Source organism: Georgenia sp. Marseille-Q6866, assembly GCF_965111665.1.
Genome location: NZ_CBCOOR010000010.1, coordinates 80,711 through 96,900, shown reverse-complemented (window position 1 = coordinate 96,900; position 16,190 = coordinate 80,711). Strand labels below are relative to the sequence as shown.

Here is a 16,190-nt window from a genome sequence, read left to right as displayed (position 1 = left end):
TCCTAGGAGACTCAGGACGATCGGAGAGCCAACATGACCGGACCGGACAGCGGCGTGCCCGCACCGGTGGGCTCCCCGACCCCTCCTCACGGCACCGTCCGCATGCGCCCGGCCCGGTCCGCCGAGCCCCCGCGCGAGCTGCCCGAGGCGCTCGCCGTCCGCTCCGAGCACCTGCTCGAGGCGCTGCCCGACCCGACCTACGTCGTCGACATCGACCTGTCCACGCGCCCTGCCGGCTCCCGCGTCGTGTGGGTGAGCTCCTCGCTCGCGGAGATGACCGGCTACTCGGTCGCCGAGCTGCGCGAGTCCGCCCCCCGGCTCGTCGCCACCCACGGGCGGGACACGAGCGCGCTGCTGGAGGCGCTCGCGGCGGGGCTGCCCGTCTCCGTCGTGCGGTCCGTGCCGCGCAGTGACGGCACCTCCTACCGCGCCACCGTGTCCTTCAGCCCGCTCGGGGCAGGCGCCGGCGGCTGGCACCGCTGGCTGGTCACGGTGCGCGACGCCACCGAGGAGCTCGCCTCCGCCGTCCTCGCCGAGGAGCGCGCCGCCGCCGAGGAGCGCGCTCAGCGTGGCCTGAGCCTCGTCGCACGGGTCTCCGACATCCTCGCCGACGTCGACTCCACGACCGCGCTCACCGAGATCGGTGCCCTGCTCGTGCGGCGCATCGTCCCGTGGGCCGCCTTCTACGCCGACGGCACGCAGCTGCAGAAGGTCACCGACCTCGCCGGCATCTCCTACCACCGCCGCGACCTGCGCCGCCAGGCCCGGCTGCGCGGGGACATCCCAGACCCCGTCGTCGGGCTCTTCCTCGACACCCGCATGCAGACGGTCGTCGTCGACCCGCGCGAGCCGGCCGAGGAGGGCACCCTCACCGGGGAGCTCCTCGCGCTCGTCGCCCAGGACGACACCGCGCCCGACGACGGGCCGCTGTGGCTGCTGCCCGTCCTCGGCCGCAAGGCCGTCCTCGCCGTCCTCGCCGTCCGCCCGCCGGACCGGGAGACCGACGAGCAGGCGCTGCCGACCGGGGAGCTGACGACCGTCCTCGAGCTCGTCGCCCGCCGCGTGGGCATGGCGATGGACAACCTCCAGCTCTACGACCGCGAGCACCGCCTCGCCGAGACGCTCCAGCGCGCCATGCTCCCCGAGCAGAGCCACGTCGAGGGCGTGGACGTGTGGAGCTACTACGCGCCGAGCTCCGAGCACGCCCAGGTGGGCGGGGACTGGTACGACGTCCTCGACATGGGCGAGGGGCGTGTCGGTGTCGTCGTGGGCGACGTCGTCGGGCACGACGTCGAGGCGGCGGCGGCGATGGGCCAGCTCCGGTCCGTCGTGCGCGCCTACGCCGCCGAGTTCGTCGAGCCGGGCAAGGTCCTGGGCCGCGTCGACCGGCTGGTGGCGAGCATGCGGATCGCCCGTCCCGCCTCCTTCGTCTACGCCACCCTCCACCCCCGGCCCGGCGGGGAGACCTGGGACGTGGCCTACTCCCGCGCCGGGCACCTGCCGATCGTCCAGGTGAGCGGCGGGCGGGCCACCCCGCTCGAGGGCGCCCACGGCCCCCTCGTCGGCTTCGGCCGCCGTCCGCGGCACACCGGGCACGCGGTCGCCCGCCCCGGGGACGTCCTCGTCTTCTACGCCGACGGCCTCGTCGAGCGCCGTGACCGCTCCATGCGCGACGGTGTCGCCGCGCTCGTCGCGGCCGCCGGGAAGATCGACGCGCCCGACGCCGCCGGGATCGGGGAGGAGCTGCTCCAGGAGCTCGCCGACGCGCCCGAGGACGACATCGCCGTCGTCGTCCTCCGCGTGCCCGACCCCGCCTCCGACCCCACCCACACGTGGTCCGGGCCCCGGGAGCGGCGCTGGCAGATGCCGATGGACCCCAAGACGATCGCGCGGGCCCGGCACGCCGTGCTCCGCGCCTGCGAGGCCTGGGACATCGAGGACACCGCCGCCGCGGAGCTCGTCGCCTCCGAGCTCGTCGCCAACGCCGTCATGCACGGGTGGGGCCGGGTGGACCTGCGCCTGCGCGACACCGGCGACGGCCTGCGCATCGAGGTCGAGGACGCCAACCCCAGCCCGCCGGTGGTCCGCGAGGGCCGCGTGGGCCGGGTGGGCGGCTTCGGGCTCCACATCATCTCCCGGCTCGCCGAGTGGGGCTGGCGCCCGACCCCGGCCGGCAAGGTCGTGTGGGCGCGCGTGCGCGCCAAGGAGCCCTGGGCGCAGCGCGCCGAGGAGCAGGAGGGCTAGGAGGCCCGGCGCTCGCAGCGGTGCTCGGTGTCGATCCGGAAGCTGCCCAGCGCGCCGCAGATCTCGAGGACGAAGAGCTCGCGGTCGTCGCAGCCGCGCAGCACGGCCGCGCCGCCGCGCTTGCCCGCGGCGTCGGCGAGCGCGATGAGGAACGCCGCGCCGGTGGAGTCCATGAAGGTGACGTCGCACATGTCGATGACGAGGAGCTGGCGGCGCAGCCCGCTCACCCGGGCCGTGGCCTCGGGGAACTGGCCGCGTTCGGCAAGGTCGAGATCCCCGCTGATCGTCACCGTCGTCGTGGTCGATGACGCCGCGATCTCGATCATGCTGCTCCCTCTGGCCGCCGCTCGTGCGCGTGCGGCGGTGCCCGGTCCGTTTCCTCGTCGAGCCTAGGCGGGTGAGCCGCCGGGTGCACCCCGAACCGCCGGAGGGGCGGGTTGGGTAACCTGTCCCGGGAGCCGATCGGCGCCCGCCTCCAGCGAAAGGGATCACCATGCCAGCGGTCGTCGTCGTCGGAGCCCAGTGGGGCGACGAGGGCAAGGGGAAGGCCACCGACCAGCTCAGCTCCCAGGTCGACTACGTCGTCAAGTTCAACGGGGGCAACAACGCGGGGCACACGGTCGTCGTCGGCGAGGAGAAGTACGCCCTCCACCTGCTGCCCTCCGGCATCCTCAGCCCGGGGTGCACGCCGGTCATCGGCAACGGCGTGGTCGTCGACCTCGAGGTGCTCTTTGCCGAGCTCGAGGGGCTCAGCGCCCGTGGCGTGGACGTCTCCAGGCTCCTCGTCTCCTCCAGCGCCCACCTCATCCCGTCCTACAACCGGACGCTGGACAAGGTGACCGAGCGCTTCCTCGGCAAGCGCCAGATCGGCACCACCGGCCGCGGCATCGGCCCCACCTACGCCGACAAGATGGCGCGCGTGGGCATCCGGGTCCAGGACATCTTCGACGAGAAGATCCTGCGGCAGAAGGTCGAGGGCGCGCTGGTCCAGAAGAACCAGCTGCTCCTCAAGGTCTACAACCGCCGCGCCGTGGACGTCGACGAGGTCACCGACGAGCTGCTCGCCTACGCCGAGCGGCTACGCCCGATGGTCGCCGACACCTCCCTCGTCCTCAACCAGGCCCTCGACGAGGGCCGCACGGTGGTCTTCGAGGCCGGCCAGGCCGCGATGCTCGACGTCGACCACGGCACCTACCCCTTCGTCACCTCCTCCTCCGCCACCGCCGGTGGCGCCTGCACCGGCAGCGGCGTGGGCCCCACGCGCATCGACCGCGTCGTCGGCGTCGTCAAGGCCTACACGACCCGCGTCGGTGAGGGACCGTTCCCCACCGAGCTCCACGACGCCGCCGGCGAGCGCCTGCGCAGCGTGGGCGGGGAGTACGGCACGACGACGGGACGCCCCCGCCGCTGCGGCTGGTACGACGCCGTCGTCGCCCGCTTCGCCAGCCGGGTCAACGGGCTCACCGACCTCGTCCTCACCAAGCTCGACGTCCTCACCGGCCTGGAGAAGATCCCGGTCTGCGTGGCCTACGAGGTCGACGGCCGCCGGGTGGACGACATGCCGCCCAACCAGACCGACTTCCACCACGCCCGCCCGGTGTACGAGGAGCTCGACGGCTGGAGCGAGGACATCAGCGACGCCCGTGAGTTCTCCGACCTGCCGGACGCCGCCCAGCGCTACGTCCTCGCGCTGGAGGAGATGTCCGGGGCGCGGATCTCCTCGATCGGCGTCGGCCCCGACCGGGCCGCGACGATCGTGCGCCACTCCCTGCTCGACTGACCGCGCCGGTGCCCCCGCCCACGAACGGGCGGGGGCGTGGGCCGATGGTCCCGTAGGCACGGAGATGTCCGTGCATAACCTGGCCTCTCGCCAACGAGAGGGGACGGCCATGGCTGTCGACGACATCACGATCACGAGCCGGCCGGGGACGGGCGGGGGCTGCGCCTGCGGCGGTCACGACGACGCCACCCCGGTGCTCGACGTCCGCCAGGTCCCGCACGCCATCCGCCACGCGACGGTCTTCGGTGCGCTGACCGCGATCGCCCCGGGTTTCGCCCTGGACCTCGTCGCCCCGCACAACCCGGTGCCGCTGCTCGCGCAGATCGAGGAGCGCCAGCCCGGTGCCTTCGCGGTCACCTACCTCGTCGAGGGCCCCGAGGACTGGACGGTGCGGCTCACCCGCCAGCAGCCCTGACATGCCACAACCCGCCGACAGCTGAGTTGTTACCGGTAGTAACTCAGCTGTCGGCGGGTTGTGGGGTTCTCGCGCTGGTAGTGGGGTGCTAGCGCTGCTGGTCCTCGTCGGACTGGCTGGGCGGCTCGGGCGACGGCGCGAAGGGCGAGCCCTCCGGGCGGTCGACCGGCGTGTCCGCGGCGGCCGTCGTGAACGGGGCCGGCGCGGCCGGGGCTGCTGGCCGGGGTAGCCGGGGCCGGGGTCGGCCGGGACCTGGTCGGTCGGGCCGAGCCGCCGACCGGCTGGCCCGCACCGGGCTGCGCGGGGAAGCCGGGGCCGGGCTCGTTGGCGACCTGGCCGGGCTGGCCGCCCTGGCCGTAGGGCGCGGGGCCGGCGGGGCCACCGAAGGCGGGGTCCCCGGCGTTGCCGGACTTGCCGCCCTTCTTGCGTGAGATGAGGAAGATGAGCGCGGCGATCGCGAGGAGCGCGACGACGGCGAGGACGATCCACACCGCGGTGGACACGCCACCCGCGCTGCCACCGCCGTTGCCGGCGGCCTCGCCGGTGGCGCTGCCGCCGGCGGCGAAGGCCTCGATGCCGCTCCACGTCACGGTGTTGCCGTCGATCTCGCCGTCGGCCTCGATGACCTCACCGGGGAAGGTGACGGAGATGGCGACCTGGGGCTCCATGCCGGCCGGCATGTCCTCGAGGCTGCTCGTGTCACCCATGCCGGTCTCGTCACCGTCGAAGGAGAAGACGTAGGTGTCGTCGACCTTCTCGATGGTCATGCCCTCACCGGTCATCGAGTCGATCGGGGCGCCGGTGGCGGAGATGCGGCAGCCGATGTTGCCGTCCTCGTCCTCGATGTCCTCGACGGCGAACTCGGCCTCCTCGGGGGCGTCGCCCATCTCGGACTCCAGCTCGGAGCAGTCCATGTCCTCGCGGGTGGCCATGCCGGTGAGGTCGCCGACCTCCATGGCGACGTCGAGGGTGTCGTCCTCGTTGATCGTCAGCCCCATGTCCAGGCGGAAGCAGCCGGCCAGGACGAGCAGGAGGGGGAGGAGGAGGAGCGCCGACAGGCCGCGGCGGGCCCGTGACGTGGTGCGGTGTGATGTCATGCCGCGAACCCTACCGGTGACGCGTCACGGTGAGGTGTCCGAGCCGGGCACCGCCGATGGGGACAACTCCCCGGCCGGGTCTGGTCGGTGGACGCCTGGCGCTTCGGGCCGCCGGGGTCGGTAGGCTCCTGGCACGTGAAGATCCTCGTCGTCGGGTCCGGTGCGCGCGAGCACGCCATCACCCGCGCCCTGACCACCGAGTCCACGCCCCACGAGGTCCTCGTCGCCCCCGGGAACCCGGGAACGGCGCAGGTCGCGACCAACGTGCCGGTCGACCCGCTCGACCCGCAGGCGGTGGCGGCCCTCGCCGTCGAGCGCGGTGTCGACCTCGTCGTCGTCGGCCCCGAGGCGCCGCTCGTCGCCGGCGTCGCGGACGCCGTCCGTGCCGCCGGGGTCCCGTGCTTCGGCCCCGACGCCGCCGCGGCCCGCCTCGAGGGCTCCAAAGCCTTCGCCAAGGAGGTCATGGCCGCCGCAGAGGTCCCCACGGCGATGGCCTACGTCTGCACGACCCCCGAGGAGGTCGAGGAGGCGCTCGACGCCTTCGGCGCCCCCTACGTCGTCAAGGACGACGGCCTCGCCGCCGGAAAGGGCGTCGTCGTCACCGAGGACCGGGACGCCGCCCTCGCCCACGCCCGCGCCTGCCTCGCGCGCACGGTCACCCCCGGCGGGGAGCGTCCCGCCGTCGTCGTCGAGGAGTACCTCGACGGCCCCGAGGTCTCCCTCTTCTGCGTCTGCGACGGCACGGACGCCGTCCCGCTCGCCCCCGCCCAGGACTTCAAGCGCCTCGGCGACGGCGACGCCGGTCCCAACACCGGCGGGATGGGCGCCTACAGCCCGCTGCCGTGGGCGCCGGAGGGCCTCGTCGACGAGGTGATGGAACGCGTCGCGCGGCCGGTCGTGCACGAGATGGCCCGCCGCGGCACCCCCTTCACCGGCGTCCTCTACGTCGGCCTGGCCCTCACCTCCCGCGGCGTGCGGGTCATCGAGTTCAACGCCCGCTTCGGGGACCCCGAGACGCAGGTCGTCCTCGCGCGTCTCAACTCCTCCCTGGCCCAGCTGCTCCACGCGGCCGCCACCGGCACCCTCGCCGAGGCGCCCAGCCCCACGTGGCGCGACGCGTCGGCCGTCACCGTCGTCCTCGCCTCCCACGGCTACCCCGGGGTGTCCCGCACCGGCGACGTCGTCGAGGGCGTCGCCGCGGCCGAGGAGCTGCCCGGCGTCCACGTCCTCCAGGCCGGCTGTGCGACGTCCGAGGACGGCGCCCTCGTCAGTGCCGGCGGCCGGGTGCTTTCCGTCGTCGGGGTCGGGGCCGACCAGGAGGAGGCGCGCGCCCGCGCCTACGCGGGCGTCGAGCGCATCACCCTCGACGGCTCCCAGCACCGCACCGACATCGCGCGGGCCCGCTCGTGACCGCGCCCGTGCTGCCCGGCTGGGAGCACACCTACTCCGGCAAGGTCCGCGACCTGTACCGGCCGGCCGAGCCGCACCCGGCGGGTGACGTCGTGCTCGTCGTCGCCTCCGACCGCATCAGCGCCTACGACCACGTCCTGCCGACGCCCATCCCTGGGAAGGGGGAGGTGCTCACCCGCCTCAGCCTGTGGTGGTTCGAGCAGCTCGCCGACATCGTCCCCAACCACGTCGTCTCGCTCGACGTCCCCGAGGCCGTCGCCGGCCGGGCGATGGTGTGCCGGCGGCTGGAGATGTTCCCCGTCGAGTGCGTGGTGCGCGGGTACCTCACCGGCTCCGGCCTCGTCGAGTACCGCGAGGGCCAGGCCGTGTGCGGGGTGCCGCTGCCCGCGGGCCTGGGCGAGGCCTCCCGCCTGCCCGAGCCGATCTTCACCCCCGCCCGCAAGGCCGAGCTCGGTGACCACGACGAGAACATCAGCTTCGAGGCCGTCGCCGCCCTCCTCGGAGGGGAGCGCGCGGAGGAGCTGCGCGACCTCACGCTGCGGATCTACTCCCGCGCCGCGGACGTCGCCGCCCGCAGTGGGATCATCGTCGCTGACACCAAGCTCGAGTTCGGGCTCGGCCCGGGCGGGGAGGTCGTCCTCGGGGACGAGGTCCTCACGCCGGACTCCTCGCGCTTCTGGCCGGCGGACGGCTACGCGCCCGGGCGGGTGCAGCCGAGCTTCGACAAGCAGTTCGTCCGGGACTGGCTCACCTCCCCGGAGTCCGGCTGGGACCGCGTCTCGCCCCCGCCGCCGCTTCCCGACGACGTCGTCGAGCGCACCCGCGAGCGTTACCTCGAGGCCGCCGACCGCCTCGTCGGGTGACGTTCGACGCGAACCCTGCCGACGTGGATGATCCGTGCAAGACTGTGAGAGCAGTAACACCTCCTCCGCGACGACAGCTCGCGAATTAGTACCGAAGGCGCGAACGTATGGCAGCAGACACCAGTGTCCCCACGACGGCGCGGGGAACCGCCCGAGAGCGTCAGGTCAGTGATTTCACCGCCCTGACGAAGCGGGTCCAGGAGGCGGGCCTCATGCGGCGCGCCTACGGCTACTACTGGACCAAGCTCATCGGCTCACTGGTGCTGGGCGTCGGCCTGGCCGTGGCCTTCGTCCTCATCGGGGACACCTGGTGGCAGATGGTGACGGCCGTGGCCCTCGCCCTGCTCATGACGCAGATCGCCTTCCTCGGCCACGACGCCGCGCACCGGCAGATCTTCGTGTCGGGCAAGTGGAACGAGTGGGTCTCCCTCATCGTCATCAACCTCTTCGTGGGCATGGGCCAGGCCTGGTGGCAGCGCAAGCACACCAAGCACCACGCCGCCCCGAACACGCTCCACAAGGACCCGGACATCGACCCGGGCGTGCTCGCCTTCAGCCAGTACGCGGTCGAGCAGCGCAAGACCCGCCTCACGAAGTGGCTCGCCACCAAGCAGGGCTTCTTCTTCTACCCGCTGCTCCTGCTCGAGGGCATCAACCTCCACGTCCACGGCATCAAGCGCGCGGTGAGCCGCGAGCGCCTCAAGCGCCGCTGGGTGGAGCTCGGCTTCATCCTCGTCCGGCTCGTCAGCTTCGTCGCCCTCGTCTTCCTCGTCCTGTCCCCGGGCAAGGCGTTCGCCTTCATCGGCGTCCAGCTCGCAGTCTTCGGCCTCTACATGGGCCTGTCCTTCGCGCCCAACCACATCGGCATGCCGGTCGTGCCGTCGGACGTCAAGATCGACTTCCTGCGCCGCCAGGTCCTCATGAGCCGCAACATCTCCGGCGGGCGCGCCATGGACACCTTCATGGGCGGGCTCAACTTCCAGGTGGAGCACCACCTGTTCCCGTCGATGGCCCGGCCGAACCTGCGCAAGGTCGCGCCGATGGTCAGGGAGTACTGCCAGGACCTCGGCGTCCGGTACACCGAGACTTCCCTCGTGCAGTCCTACCGGGCCGTCTACAACTACCTCAACACGGTGGGACGCGGCGGCCTGGACGTGTGGGCCTGTCCACTGGCTGCGCAGTACCGGGTCTGACCCCGGCACCCGGGTAGACTCGACGGCGGCCCGAAAACCCCGAGCAGGAGTCACCATGGGACGCATCGTCGTCGAGGTCATGCCCAAGCCCGAGATTCTCGACCCGCAGGGCAAGGCGGTAGCCGGCGCGCTGCCCCGGCTCGGACTGGACGGTTTCGTCGCGGTCCGGCAGGGCAAGCGCTTCGAGCTGGAGGTCGAGGGCGAGGTCGACGACGCCGCGCTCGACCAGGCCCGCCGTGCCGCCGAGCTGCTGCTGTCCAACCCGGTCATCGAGGACGTCGTCCGCGTCGCCGCGGCCGACGACGCCCGGAGCGTGTGATGCACCGCCTCGACGTCCCCGAGCCCCAGCCGCGGGCCGAGGGTGCGCGCGTCGGCGTCGTCACCTTCCCCGGCTCCCTCGACGAGCGCGACGCCCAGCGGGCGGTGCGCCTGGCCGGTGGTGAGCCGGTGGCGCTGTGGCACGCCGACGAGGACCTCCGCGGGGTCGACGCCGTCGTCCTGCCCGGTGGCTTCTCCTACGGCGACTACCTGCGCTGCGGCGCGATCGCGAGCTTCGCGCCGGTCATGACGGCCGTCGTCGAGGCGGCCGGCCGCGGCCTGCCGGTGCTCGGCATCTGCAACGGCTTCCAGATCCTCTGCGAGGCGCACCTGCTGCCCGGCGCGCTCATCCGCAACGAGGCCCAGCGCTTCGTGTGCCGCGACCAGCAGCTGCGCGTGGAGAACAACGACACCGCCTGGACCACCGGTTACTCCGTGGGGCAGACGATCACCATCCCGCTGAAGAACGGGGAGGGTGGCTTCGTCGCGGACGAGCGCACCCTCGCCGAGCTCGAGGGGGAGGGGCGCGTGGTCTTCCGCTACGAGGGCCACAACCCCAACGGCTCGCTCCACGACATCGCCGGCATCAGCAACGCGGCGGGCAACGTCGTGGGCCTCATGCCGCACCCGGAGCACGCCGTCGAGCCGGGCTTCGGCCCCGACTCCGGCGGTGGCACCGACGGCCTGGCGATCTTCGCCTCCGTCCTCGGGGTCCTCGTCAGCGCCTGAGTCAGGCGAGGACCGCCTCCAGCGGGGTGTGCTCCATCCCGTGCGCCTCGGCCACCGGGGCGGAGACGAGCGCGCCGTCGTGGGTGGCCAGGCCCAGGGCCAGCGCCGGGTCGGCCCGCATCGCCTCGCGCCAGCCGCTGTTCGCCAGCGCGAGCGCGTAGGGGACGGTGACGTTGGTCAGCGCGTAGGTGGAGGTGTGGGACACGGCGCCGGGCATGTTGCTCACGCAGTAGAACAGCGTGTCGTGCACCCGGTAGGTCGGGTCGGAGTGGGTGGTGGGCCGGGAGTCGGCGAAGCAGCCGCCCTGGTCCACGGAGATGTCGACGACGACGGAGCCCGGCTTCATCAGCGCGATCTGCTCGTTCGTCACGAGGCGGGGCGTGCGCGCCCCGGGGAGCAGCACGGCGCCGATGACGAGGTCCGCCTCGGTGATGGCCCGCTCGATCTCGTAGGCGTTGGACATCACGGTCTGGCAGCGGCCCCGGTACAGGGCGTCGGCCTGCCGCAGCCGGCTCACGTCGCGGTCCATGAGGACGACGTCCGCGTGCATCCCCACCGCCATCGCGGCGGCGTTCATCCCGGCCACGCCGGCGCCGATGACGACGACCCGCGCCGAGTACACCCCTGACACCCCGCCCAACAGCACCCCGCGGCCGCCCTGGGCGCTCATCAGGCTGTGGGCGCCCACCTGCGGCGCGAGCCGGCCGGCGATCTCGCTCATCGGCGCGAGGAGGGGCAGGGAGCGGTCGGGCAGCTCGACGGTCTCGTAGGCGACGGACGTGACTCGGCGGCGCACGAGCTCCTCGGTGAGCGGCCGGTCGGCCGCGAGGTGGAGGTAGGTGAACAGCGTCTGCCCCTCGCGGAGCAGCGGGTACTCCTCGGGGACCGGCTCCTTGACCTTGAGCACGAGCTCGCCGAAGTCCCACGTGGCGGCGGCGTCGGGGAGCACCGTGGCGCCCGCCGCGGTGAAGTCGGCGTCGGCGATGGACGCGGACGTCCCGGCGCCTGTCTCCACGCCCACCTCGTGGCCGTGACGGACCAGCTCGTGCACCCCCGAGGGGGTGATGGCCACGCGGCCCTCGGAGTCCATGACCTCTCGCGGCACTGCGATCCTCATACGGGCATCCTCGCAGGTCCGCCGCGGACGGGCGCCTGTTCACCCCGCGGTCATCCGGCGGCCATCTGTCCACAGGTTGTGTCCACAGGGTTGTGCACATACACACAGGGAGCGCCCGCGGCCTGTGGACGGAGCTGTGGAGGCTCCTTCGAGGGCGGGCCGCGCCGTGTGAGAGACTTGTCCCGACAACTTCACAGCCTTCGACTCGCGGCGGGAGAGACCCGCGCAAGCGGGCGCCGAAGGAGCAACCTCCCCGGAAACTCTCAGGCCCCCATACCGCCACGGCGAGGCACCTCTGGAAAGCAGCCCTCAGGGGCTCACCGACGGGGAAGTGCGGGCACCACGCCCGCAGAAAACTCTCAGGTCCGATGACAGAGCGGGGAACGGTCCCTGCTCACGCGCGCCCACGCGCGCCCGTCATCCCGAGGAGTCCCGTTGGCCCTGGCTGTCGACACCCCCGGCGCGCCCCCGCACCCGCGCCCCGCCCCGCCGTCCCGCGGATGCGCCGCCGGCTCGGCATCATCGCGATCATCGCCTCGGCCACCGCCATGGGTCTGGCCGGCGTCTTCGGGCGGCTCTCCTCCCCGCCCGGGGCGGTCATCGGCGAGACGCTCACGCTCGGGCGGATGGCCGTGGGCGCCCTGGGGATGGTCGTCATCCTCGCCGCGGGCCGCCGCCTGTCGGTGCTGCGCCGCACCCGCGTCTCGTGGTCGGTGGTCCTCGGCGGCGTCTTCCTCGGCCTGTCCCTGGCCACCTACCTGTCGGCGACGGTCCTCACCGTGCTCTCCCGCGCCGTCGCCCTCCACTACCTGGGCCCGGTCATCGCGACCGTCCTCGCGCGCGTCATCCTCAAGGAGCGGGCGCGGGGCGTCGAGCTCGCCTCCCTGGGCCTCAGCTTCGCCGGGATGATGCTCGCCACCGGCCTGGTCGACGCCCCCGCCGCCCCCACGGGCGACCAGCTCCTCGGCGACGTCCTCGCCGCCGTCTCCGGCGTGCTCTACGGCGCCGCGCTGCTGTGCTACCGCTACCGGGCGGACATGCCGGCGGACGTGCGCAACTTCTGGAACTTCACCTTCGGCGCCCTCGGCGCCGCCGGGATGGTCGCCGTCACGCGCCCGGACATGTCGGGGATGACGGCGGAGAACTGGGTCTGGGCCGGCATCTTCTTCGTCGTGTGCGGCTTCCTCGCGCTCGGGCTGCTCGTCGTCGCGGGCATGCACCTGCGCTCGGTGGAGCTCTCGGCGCTGTCCTACTGGGAGGTCGTCGTCGCCATGCTCCTGGGGGCCGCGGTCTACGGCGAGGCGGTCTCACCGGTCGCGTGGGCCGGCGCGGGCTTCATCCTCGTCGCGATGGTCGTCGCGCTCGGGCGGCGCCGGCCGGCAGGGACCGGCGCCGCACCGTCAGGTGCGCGGGGTGACCGTCCCGCTGAGGTGGAGGCGGCCTGATTTCGGGTGGTGACCGGCGTAGCGCACGCCGTCACCCGCCGGGTCGACGCTCAGCGCGACCTTCCCCGGCAGCAGTACCGGCCCCGCGAACTCGACCTCCCAGGTGAAGGCGTCCCCGCGGAAGCGGGCGAGCTGGGCCAGCGCCCGGGAGGCGGTGTACATCCCGTGCGCGATGGGCCGCGGGAAGCCGAAGGCCCTCGCCCCGAGCCGGGACACGTGGATGGGGTTGCGGTCGCCGGACACCTCGGCGTAGCGCCTGCGGGTGTCCGCCCCCAGCGACCACACCGCGACGACGTCACCTCCCGGCTCCTCGTCCGCCGAGGACGACGACGGCGCCTCTTCCACCGCTCCCGGCAGCCGGGTGCCGCGGGCCAGGTAGGTCGACACGCCCTCCCACACCATCTCCCCGCCGGCCTCGACCGTGACGGCGAGGTCGACGAGCGTGCCCTTGCGGTGCGCCCGCGGGGAGCGCGCCTCGGCCCGTGCGCTCAGCTGCTCGCCGAGCAGCACCGGCCGGTGCTGGACCACCCGGTTGGCCGTGTGGACCATGCCGAGCACGGGCAGCGGGAAGTCGGGCCGGACCATGAGCGCCATGGCGAGCGGGAAGGCGAGCACGTGGACGTAGCCCGCGGGCAGCTCGTCGGTGCCCGGCTCCCCGAGGAGCTCCTGGTAGGCCGAGAGGGTGGCGGGGTCGGCGCGCAGGCCGCCGGCGACGTAGGCGACGTCGGGGAGGCGGTCGGCCACCGGGCCGCGGCGCATCGTCGTGCGCGCCGTGGCCGCCAGCGCCCGCGAGTACAGCGAGCCGAGGCTGGGGACCGGCTCGAGGCGCTGCTCGCGCATCACTGCCCCACCAGGTTCTGGCCGCACACCCGCAGCGTCTGCCCGTTGACCCCGCCGGCCTGCGGGGAGGCGAGGAAGGCGATGGCCTCGGCGACGTCCACCGGCTGGCCGCCCTGCTGGAGCGAGTTCGCCCGGCGGGCCACCTGTCGGGGGACCGGCGGGATCTTCGCCGTCATGTCGGTCTCGATGAACCCGGGAGCGACGGCGTTGGCCGTGGCGCCGCTCGCGGCGACGACCGGCGCGAGCGCCCGCGTCATCCCGATGATCCCGGCCTTGGCCGCCGCGTAGTTCGTCTGCCCGCGGTTGCCGGCGATCCCGGAGGTCGAGGCGAGGGAGATGATCCGCCCGCCCGCGCCGAGCTCCCCGGCAAAGGTCTCGTTCATCCGCAGCGGGGCGAGGACGTTGACAGTGAGGAGGTCGTTCCAGCGGTCGTCGGTCATGTTGGCGAGCAGCTTGTCGCGCAGGATGCCGGCGTTGTGGACGACGACGTCGAGGCGTCCGTAGCGCTCCCGCACGTGCGCGAGGATCCGCTCGGCGGCGTCCTCCGCGGTGATGTCGAGCTGCAGCGCACTGCCGCGGACCTCGTTCATCACCCGGCTCAGCGCCTCGCCGGCGGCCGGCACGTCCACGCCGACGACGCGGGCGCCGTCCCGGGCGAGGACCGAGACGATCGCCGCGCCGATGCCGCGGGCGGCGCCGGTGACGACGGCGACCATCCCCTCGAGGGGACGGGTCCAGTCGGCCGGGGCGACGCCGTCGGCGGAGGAGACGTGGAGCAGCTGCCCGTCGACGAAGGCCGAGCGGGCGGAGAGGAGGAAGCGCACGGCACCGACGGCCGACGGCGCGCCCACCGGCACGTCCTGGCCCAGGACGACACCGTTGGCGGTCGCCCCGGCGCGCAGCTCCTTGGCGAGGGAGCGCAGGAAGCCGTCCACGCCCTGCCGGACGGCGACGACGGCGGGCTCGCTCGCGTCGTCGGCGCGGCGGGACACGGTGACGGCCCGGCCCCCGGGGGCGAGGCGGCGCAGCACGCCGCCGAGCGCGAGGACGGGGCCGGCGAGCGCCGCCGGCGAGGCCGCCTCGGTGAGGACGAGGACGACGGCGCCCCAGCGCCGGCCCTTGGCCAGCTCCTGCGGGTCGCGCCGGACGTCGAGGTCCCAGCCGAGAAGGGTCTCGGCGAGCTCGTCGGCGGCGGGCAGCGAGGCGCCGTCGTCGAGGACGAGCACGGGGCCCGGCACGAGCGGCTGGTCGACGCTGCCGGGGTCGGTGCGGCGCAGGCGGACGGGCTGGGGCAGCCCGAGCTTCTTGGCCGCGGACTTGCCAGGGCCGCCGGAGACGAGGTCGAGGTAGCGGTCGCTCATCACGCCTCCAGGATCATCGCGGTGGCCTGCCCGCCGGCGGCGCAGACGGAGATGAGGCCGCGGACGGGGGCGCCGGTCGCGGCCTTCCTCTCCGCGAGGAGCTTGGCCAGCGTGCCGACGATCCGCCCGCCCGTGGCGCCGAAGGGGTGCCCGGCGGCGAGGGAGGAGCCGGTGACGTTGAGGCGGTCCGGTGCGACGGTGCCGAGCGGCCCGCGGCCGAGGCGCTCGCGGCAGAACTCGGCGTCGTTCCACGCGGCGAGCGTGGAGAGCACGGTACTGGCGAAGGCCTCGTGGATCTCGACGACGTCGAAGTCCTCGAGCGTGAGGCCGTGGCGCTCGAGCAGGCGCGGCACGGCGTAGCAGCCGCCCATGAGGAGGCCCTCGGCGCCGCTGGTGAAGTCGACCGCCGCCGTCTGGGCGTCGACGACGCGGGCCAGGGCGGGCAGGCCGCGCTCGGCGGCCCACTCCTCTGTGGCGAGCAGCACGGCGGAGGCGCCGTCGGACAGCGGCGTGGAGTTGCCCGCCGTCATCGTCGGGTTGTCGCTGCCCGGGGCGGTGAAGGCGGTGCGGAGCTTGCCGAGCTTCTCCATCGAGGTGTCGGCGCGGAGGAACTCGTCGCGGGTGACGCCGCGGTAGGGGGTGAGGAGGTCGTCGAAGAAGCCGCGGTCGTAGGCGGCGGCGAGGTTCTGGTGGGAGCGCAGCGCGAGCTCGTCCTGCTGCTCGCGGGTGATGCCCCAGCGCTCGGTGGTGATGGCCTGGTGCTGGCCCATGCTCAGGCCGGTGCGCGGCTCGGCGGTGTCGGGGGCCACCGGCGCGAGGTCACCCGGCCGGATCCCGGCGAGGACCTTGAGGCGCTCGGGCAGGCTCTTGGCGCGGGAGGCGCGCAGGATGGTGCGGCGCAGGCGGTCGGAGACGACGATCGGGGCGTCGGAGGCGGAGTCGACGCCACCGCCGACACCCACCTCGACCTGGCCGAGGGCGATCTTGTTGCTCACCCCGACGATCGCCTCCAGGCCCGTGGCGCAGGCGCGCTGGACGTCGTAGGCGGGGGTGTGGGGGTCGAGGGAGGAGCCGAGCACGACCTCGCGGGCGAGGTTGAAGTCGCGCGAGTGCTTGAGGACGGCGCCCGCGCTCACCTCGTCGAGGCGCTCACCGGCGAGGCCGAAGCGCGCGACGAGGCCCTCGAGGGCGGCGGTGAGCATGTCCTTGTTGGACGACGCGGCGTAGCGGCCACCGGCGCGGGCGAAGGGGATGCGGTTCGCCCCGACGACGACTGCCGGGCGGATGGATGAGGTCACGGCGTTGTTCCTTCGGATCGATTGGGGACGAAGGTCCCTGGCCATCGTGAAACTCAGAGTACCTGATACTCTCGGTTTCG

The 16,190-nt window shown here is 73.6% G+C and carries 15 protein-coding genes and 1 riboswitch; of the genes, 9 read left to right on the top strand and 6 right to left on the bottom strand.

What is annotated here, in order from left to right; all coding sequences use genetic code 11:
- Positions 1 to 33: 33 nt before the first annotated feature.
- A complete protein-coding gene (locus ACWPXV_RS10260) occupies positions 34 to 2,244 on the top strand; it encodes a SpoIIE family protein phosphatase (RefSeq protein ID WP_454085140.1) in 2,211 nt (736 codons plus the stop codon).
- Here ACWPXV_RS10260 and ACWPXV_RS10255 read toward each other — a convergent pair.
- A complete protein-coding gene (locus tag ACWPXV_RS10255) occupies positions 2,241 to 2,570 on the bottom strand; it encodes an STAS domain-containing protein (RefSeq protein ID WP_251303586.1) in 330 nt (109 codons plus the stop codon). The genes ACWPXV_RS10260 and ACWPXV_RS10255 overlap by 4 nt on opposite strands.
- A gap of 167 nt (positions 2,571 to 2,737) precedes the next feature.
- On the opposite strand from ACWPXV_RS10255, the gene ACWPXV_RS10250 reads away from it, so the two are divergent.
- Both ACWPXV_RS10250 and ACWPXV_RS10245 read left to right on the top strand, forming a co-directional pair.
- Positions 2,738 to 4,024, top strand: coding sequence for an adenylosuccinate synthase (locus ACWPXV_RS10250; protein ID WP_454085139.1), 1,287 nt, complete (start codon positions 2,738 to 2,740; stop codon positions 4,022 to 4,024).
- A gap of 109 nt (positions 4,025 to 4,133) precedes the next feature.
- Positions 4,134 to 4,439, top strand: a complete 306-nt coding sequence (locus ACWPXV_RS10245) for a DUF2249 domain-containing protein (RefSeq protein WP_454085138.1) — start codon at positions 4,134 to 4,136, stop codon at positions 4,437 to 4,439.
- 29 nt (positions 4,440 to 4,468) lie between these two features.
- Here ACWPXV_RS10245 and ACWPXV_RS10240 read toward each other — a convergent pair whose 3' ends face one another.
- Complete coding sequence (locus tag ACWPXV_RS10240; protein WP_454085137.1) at positions 4,469 to 5,536, bottom strand: LppM family (lipo)protein; 1,068 nt, start codon at positions 5,534 to 5,536, stop codon at positions 4,469 to 4,471.
- Positions 5,537 to 5,671: 135 nt separating this feature from the next.
- Between ACWPXV_RS10240 and purD the strand changes: the two genes are divergently transcribed.
- The 5 genes from purD (at position 5,672) to purQ (ending at position 10,049) form a co-directional block, all read left to right on the top strand.
- Complete coding sequence (gene purD, locus ACWPXV_RS10235) at positions 5,672 to 6,946, top strand: phosphoribosylamine--glycine ligase (RefSeq protein WP_454085136.1); 1,275 nt, start codon at positions 5,672 to 5,674, stop codon at positions 6,944 to 6,946.
- The gene (locus ACWPXV_RS10230; protein WP_454085135.1) at positions 6,943 to 7,809 is read left to right on the top strand and encodes a phosphoribosylaminoimidazolesuccinocarboxamide synthase; all 867 of its coding nucleotides are present in this window, start codon (positions 6,943 to 6,945) and stop codon (positions 7,807 to 7,809) included. The genes purD and ACWPXV_RS10230 overlap by 4 nt, the downstream gene beginning before the upstream one ends.
- Positions 7,810 to 7,916: 107 nt before the next feature.
- The gene (locus tag ACWPXV_RS10225; RefSeq protein WP_454085134.1) at positions 7,917 to 9,002 is read left to right on the top strand and encodes a fatty acid desaturase family protein; all 1,086 of its coding nucleotides are present in this window, start codon (positions 7,917 to 7,919) and stop codon (positions 9,000 to 9,002) included.
- A gap of 55 nt (positions 9,003 to 9,057) precedes the next feature.
- A complete protein-coding gene (gene purS / locus ACWPXV_RS10220; protein ID WP_251303579.1) occupies positions 9,058 to 9,321 on the top strand; it encodes a phosphoribosylformylglycinamidine synthase subunit PurS in 264 nt (87 codons plus the stop codon).
- Positions 9,321 to 10,049 carry a phosphoribosylformylglycinamidine synthase subunit PurQ gene (gene purQ, locus ACWPXV_RS10215; protein WP_251303578.1) on the top strand — a complete coding sequence of 243 codons (729 nt, stop codon included), beginning with the start codon at positions 9,321 to 9,323 and terminating at the stop codon, positions 10,047 to 10,049. Before purS ends, purQ begins: the two co-directional genes overlap by 1 nt.
- Before the next feature lies 1 nt (position 10,050).
- On the opposite strand, the gene ald is transcribed toward purQ, so the two are convergent.
- The gene (ald, locus tag ACWPXV_RS10210) at positions 10,051 to 11,166 is read right to left on the bottom strand and encodes an alanine dehydrogenase (protein ID WP_454085133.1); all 1,116 of its coding nucleotides are present in this window, start codon (positions 11,164 to 11,166) and stop codon (positions 10,051 to 10,053) included.
- 201 nt (positions 11,167 to 11,367) lie between these two features.
- Positions 11,368 to 11,455, top strand: a riboswitch (glycine riboswitch).
- Positions 11,456 to 11,666: 211 nt separating this feature from the next.
- On the opposite strand from ald, the gene ACWPXV_RS10205 reads away from it, so the two are divergent.
- Positions 11,667 to 12,611: a DMT family transporter gene (locus tag ACWPXV_RS10205; protein ID WP_454085132.1), complete on the top strand. Its 945-nt coding sequence runs from the start codon at positions 11,667 to 11,669 to the stop codon at positions 12,609 to 12,611.
- Here ACWPXV_RS10205 and ACWPXV_RS10200 read toward each other — a convergent pair.
- From ACWPXV_RS10200 to ACWPXV_RS10190, 3 genes are read right to left on the bottom strand one after another with little or no spacing between them, the layout of a single operon-like run.
- On the bottom strand, positions 12,567 to 13,451 hold the full coding sequence (locus tag ACWPXV_RS10200) for a MaoC/PaaZ C-terminal domain-containing protein (RefSeq protein ID WP_454085131.1): 885 nt from the start codon (positions 13,449 to 13,451) through the stop codon (positions 12,567 to 12,569). The genes ACWPXV_RS10205 and ACWPXV_RS10200 overlap by 45 nt on opposite strands.
- Positions 13,451 to 14,812, bottom strand: a complete 1,362-nt coding sequence (locus tag ACWPXV_RS10195; protein ID WP_454085130.1) for a 3-oxoacyl-ACP reductase — start codon at positions 14,810 to 14,812, stop codon at positions 13,451 to 13,453. Before ACWPXV_RS10195 ends, ACWPXV_RS10200 begins: the two co-directional genes overlap by 1 nt.
- Positions 14,812 to 16,155 carry an acetyl-CoA C-acetyltransferase gene (locus tag ACWPXV_RS10190; RefSeq protein ID WP_454085129.1) on the bottom strand — a complete coding sequence of 448 codons (1,344 nt, stop codon included), beginning with the start codon at positions 16,153 to 16,155 and terminating at the stop codon, positions 14,812 to 14,814. Before ACWPXV_RS10190 ends, ACWPXV_RS10195 begins: the two co-directional genes overlap by 1 nt.
- Positions 16,156 to 16,190: the final 35 nt, after the last annotated feature.

Excerpts from the sequence above, each read along its gene's own strand:
- purQ (WP_251303578.1), top strand. The coding sequence starts at position 9,321 with ATGCACCGCCTCGACGTCCCCGAGCCCCAGCCGCGGGCCGAGGGTGCG.
- ACWPXV_RS10200 (WP_454085131.1), bottom strand. The coding sequence starts at position 13,451 with ATGCGCGAGCAGCGCCTCGAGCCGGTCCCCAGCCTCGGCTCGCTGTAC.
- ACWPXV_RS10190 (WP_454085129.1), bottom strand. The coding sequence starts at position 16,155 with ATGGCCAGGGACCTTCGTCCCCAATCGATCCGAAGGAACAACGCCGTG.
- ACWPXV_RS10195 (WP_454085130.1), bottom strand. The coding sequence starts at position 14,812 with ATGAGCGACCGCTACCTCGACCTCGTCTCCGGCGGCCCTGGCAAGTCC.
- ACWPXV_RS10240 (WP_454085137.1), bottom strand. The coding sequence starts at position 5,536 with ATGACATCACACCGCACCACGTCACGGGCCCGCCGCGGCCTGTCGGCG.
- purS (WP_251303579.1), top strand. The coding sequence starts at position 9,058 with ATGGGACGCATCGTCGTCGAGGTCATGCCCAAGCCCGAGATTCTCGAC.
- ACWPXV_RS10255 (WP_251303586.1), bottom strand. The coding sequence starts at position 2,570 with ATGATCGAGATCGCGGCGTCATCGACCACGACGACGGTGACGATCAGC.
- ACWPXV_RS10260 (WP_454085140.1), top strand. The coding sequence starts at position 34 with ATGACCGGACCGGACAGCGGCGTGCCCGCACCGGTGGGCTCCCCGACC.
- ACWPXV_RS10225 (WP_454085134.1), top strand. The coding sequence starts at position 7,917 with ATGGCAGCAGACACCAGTGTCCCCACGACGGCGCGGGGAACCGCCCGA.
- ald (WP_454085133.1), bottom strand. The coding sequence starts at position 11,166 with ATGAGGATCGCAGTGCCGCGAGAGGTCATGGACTCCGAGGGCCGCGTG.
- ACWPXV_RS10245 (WP_454085138.1), top strand. The coding sequence starts at position 4,134 with ATGGCTGTCGACGACATCACGATCACGAGCCGGCCGGGGACGGGCGGG.
- ACWPXV_RS10205 (WP_454085132.1), top strand. The coding sequence starts at position 11,667 with ATGCGCCGCCGGCTCGGCATCATCGCGATCATCGCCTCGGCCACCGCC.
- ACWPXV_RS10250 (WP_454085139.1), top strand. The coding sequence starts at position 2,738 with ATGCCAGCGGTCGTCGTCGTCGGAGCCCAGTGGGGCGACGAGGGCAAG.